Below are 1,212 nucleotides of genomic sequence, written 5' to 3' on the forward strand. Positions count from 1 at the left end.
CTGACCAGCGTGCGCAACATCGAAGACCTGCTTCTGCGCTACGGGCTGACGGATCGTCCCTATGACTCAGCCGAACCGGTCAAACTCTCACGCTCGGAGGATGTTCAATGAAGACGCTTCTTTCTGCAGCCGCATTCGGCCTTTGCCTTGCCTCACCGGCCTTGTCCCAGGTGGGTTCCGATCTGCGCAACTTCTGGGAGCGCTCGGGGGGTGGGGTCAACGTCACCAAGCCCACGGCCTACCAGGGCCAGCAGGCAGGCTATGCCACCATGGGCTCGCTCTATCTGCGCACCCGCCCCCGCAACAGCCAACTGGCCGCAATCCAGCTGCCCTCGATCCGCGCCGGCTGCGGCGGCATCGACATCTTTGGCGGGGCGTTTTCCTTCATCTCCGAAGAAGAGCTGATCGCGCTGATGGAAGCGATCATGCAGAACGCGGCCGGGTTTGCCTTCGAGCTGGCACTGGAAAGCCTGTCACCCTCGGTACAGGAGATCGTGGCCAAGCTGCGCGACCTGATCCAGCAGGTGAACGCAGGCAACATCAATTCCTGTGAGGCCGGTCAGCTGCTGGTGGGTTCGCTCTGGCCGAAGATGGATGGTGCTTCCCAGCATGTCTGTCAGACCATTGGTGGATATACCGGGCGCTTTGCCGACCGGGTCGCCGCACGTCATGAATGCGGGACCGGCGGCAAGAACCAGTCGACGCTCGACCGGGCCAATGGAGAGCTGAAGGACCAGGTGCCGGTGGACGTCAACTATGCCTGGCGCGCGATCAAGAAGAACAACTTCCTGTCGTCCAACCCGCGGATCGCGGAGTTCTTCATGACGCTCTCGGGCACAATCATCACCATCGCCCCGGCCGATGACGACAGTTCCATGACGCACCGCACTATTCCGGCGCGGGCGCTGTCACCGGAATCAGCCAAGGCCCTGGTCGAGGGTGGAACGCTCAAGAGCCTGCGGTGCAACGACACCAATGAGTGTCTGAACCCGGTCTTGCAGAACACCACTATTGCCGCCAATGACGCGCTCTTTGCGGTCACCGCAAAGGCAATCGAGGATCTGTCCTCGGCAATCAGCAATGACACCGCGCCGCCGGCGGCGTCGATTGCCCTGATCAACCTGACGACGATTCCGATCTATGAACACCTGGTGACGGCCAAGAGCTACAAGTACCGGTTCGTGCAGGATGACATCAACTCGATGGCGGAGC

1 protein-coding gene is annotated in these 1,212 nt (G+C 61.4%); it reads left to right on the plus strand.

The features are described 5' to 3' along the window. Positions 1–107: 107 nt before the first annotated feature. Positions 108–1,212: conjugal transfer protein TraH (locus GOX53_RS29445; protein WP_171182424.1), on the plus strand; the 1,105-nt coding region annotated here is incomplete at its 3' end.

Source organism: Ruegeria sp. HKCCD8929, assembly GCF_013031405.1.
Classification (GTDB): domain Bacteria; phylum Pseudomonadota; class Alphaproteobacteria; order Rhodobacterales; family Rhodobacteraceae; genus Ruegeria.